The 1,796-nt window shown below is 72.4% G+C and carries 1 protein-coding gene and 1 pseudogene; both read right to left on the bottom strand.

Translation table 11 applies throughout. The features are described 5' to 3' along the window. Positions 1-432: pseudogene (locus ACJA3G_RS36245) on the bottom strand (hypothetical protein); the annotation flags it as partial. Positions 433-437: 5 nt separating this feature from the next. Then, the gene (locus tag ACJA3G_RS36240) at positions 438-1,412 is read right to left on the bottom strand and encodes an SMI1/KNR4 family protein (RefSeq protein WP_406557281.1); all 975 of its coding nucleotides are present in this window, start codon (positions 1,410-1,412) and stop codon (positions 438-440) included. Positions 1,413-1,796: the final 384 nt, after the last annotated feature.

Here is a 1,796-nt window from a genome sequence, read left to right as displayed (position 1 = left end):
GTCCTGCGCGGGGGCCGCAGCCGCAGCCGCCCCGCTCTCCTCCCGGCGGTCCGGGATCCCCATCCGGTCCGCCGCCGCCTGCAGCCACTCCGGCGGCGTCAGCAGGAACGACGTCTGGTTGAGGTCGATGCGTTCGGGCGCGGGCGCGGGCACCGCGTCCTCGGGCTCGTCAGCCACGCCGTACTCCTCCTCGTACCGCCGGATCACCTCACCCACCGGCAGTCCCGGCCACAGGGTGGCCTCCCCGCTGTCCCGGGCGATGACGAGCCGCTGACGGCCGCCGTCCGAGGACGGGCCCTCGGCCCGGTCCTCGGCCCACACCACGAACCCGAGCTCGAACTCCCGCACCCGCACCTCACGGTGCTGGTACGCGGGAACGTCCCCGTTGATCCACTCTTCCGCGCGCTCCTGCGCCTGGGCGAAGGTCACCATCACACTCACTCCCCCACCGGTACGGCGCGCGCGAAGCCGCCGTCCACCATCAGGTTCGCCACGGTCTCCAGCTCCGGCGGGTTGCCCGCGAGACGCTGGAGGAAGTCGTCGAAGTCGGCGCCGCAGGGCAGCAGCAGCCGCTCCACGCGCTCCTGCACGCTCCAGCCGTCCTGGTCGCGCGCGTCGTCGTACGCGCAGAACCAGACCGAACCGGTCGCGGAACCCTTCACCTTCACGGCGAGGATGCCGCCCTGGACGAAGGCCACGCCCAGGTAGTCCTTGGTCAGATGGTCGCGCAGGCACTTGTTGATGTAGACGAGGTCGTTGACCGCCGCCTGGTCGCGCACGGTGAAGAACGGCTGGTCCACCAGCAGCCCGAGCTCCGCGTCGAGCGCCGCGCCCACCGGCGCGCAACCGCCCGCCGCCTTCAGGAACGTCCGGTAGGCGCCGGGCAGCCGGTACCCCAGGTCCTCCTCCACGCCCAGGAGTTGGGCCTCGGAGACGGAGACCAGGCCCTTGGGTACGCCGAAGTGCACCGGGCGCGTCTCCTGGAGCGGGCGGGTGCCGCGCTTGTCCTGGTCGACACCGGCCGTCGTCAGACCCCCGTGGTGGCGCAGCAGCGCCTTCACCTCGACCGGGACGAGCTCCAGCCGGCGGGTGCCGGGCACGTGGTGCCAGGTCCAGCCGTGCGGGGTGGCGACCGCCGGGACGGTGTCCCACAGTTCGTGGCCGTCGGCGGCGAGCGCCGCGTTGGCCGACACGTAGTCGGTCAGCCGCAGCTCGTCCACGCCGAAGCCCTCCGGCGGCTCGGCGATCTCCGCCGCCGCACGCGCGTACGCCGAGAAGTCCGGGAAGCCGTCACCGTCCACCCGCACCCCTCTGGGGTGGCGGGAGGCGCGGACCGGGTCCGGGAAGTTCACGACCTGCCCGGCGTAGGCCGCGTTCGGTGGCGCGGCGTGCCCGAGCCGACCTGTCGTCATGGCGGATGCCCCCTGCGTGCGAGCTGCTGCGTCTGGCTGGTGAGGAACCAGACTATGCGGTGGGGCAATACCGGGTCCCTGCCGTGCGCCCGCCCGGCACCACCGTGACCTGGTGTCACAACCGGGTCACCGTGCGGCGATGGTGACGACACGGACGTAGTGACATCAGAGCCCCAGCTTCCGTACCACTGGGCACATTTGGCAGTCTGTTCCCGCAACGGGGCGTTAACGGGGGCGTTGACACCGGCGGCGAAGAGCGTCGGCAACGGGAGGGACAGCGAGCACCATGCACGGAACGACCGACATATCGGGTACGGCGGCGAACGTCCCCCGGGCCGGGGCACCGGCGGGAGGGGACTCCCGGACGGGGACACCGGGGACACC

This window comes from Streptomyces sp. YS-3 (genome assembly GCF_045257485.1).
In the GTDB taxonomy this organism is placed as follows: domain Bacteria; phylum Actinomycetota; class Actinomycetes; order Streptomycetales; family Streptomycetaceae; genus Streptomyces.
Note: the sequence above shows the minus strand (reverse complement) of the source record. Positions and strands in the feature narration are given on the sequence as shown.